At 65.4% G+C, this 379-nt stretch carries 1 protein-coding gene; it reads right to left on the reverse strand.

What is annotated here, in order from left to right; genetic code table 11:
• The coding region (locus EN994_RS35220; protein ID WP_206530602.1) for a C-terminal helicase domain-containing protein at positions 1–379 on the reverse strand (379 nt) is incomplete at both ends.

A 379-nucleotide genomic window follows, 5' to 3' on the forward strand; every position in this document is an offset into this window, starting at 1 on the left:
GTTCGGTGCGCTTGCGGGCGCTGTTGGGCACGATCAGCGCGCTGACGCCCTTGCGCCCGGCGCGGCCGGTGCGGCCGCTGCGGTGCAGCAGCGTTTCCGGGTTGGTCGGCAAATCGGCGTGGATGACCAGCTCAAGATTGGGCAGGTCGATGCCGCGCGCCGCGACATCGGTGGCGATACAGACTTTTGCGCGGCCGTCCCGCATCGCTTGCAGCGCATGGCTGCGCTCATTCTGGCTGAGCTCGCCCGACAGGGCGACGACGGAGAAGTTGCGGTTGTTGAAGCGCGCGGTCAGATGATTGACGGCGGCACGCGTGTTGCAGAACACCAGCGCGTTCTTGGCTTCGTAATAGCGCAGCACATTGATGATGGCGTTCTC

Source organism: Mesorhizobium sp. M7A.F.Ca.CA.002.09.1.1 (assembly GCF_003998555.1).
GTDB lineage: Bacteria > Pseudomonadota > Alphaproteobacteria > Rhizobiales > Rhizobiaceae > Mesorhizobium > Mesorhizobium ciceri.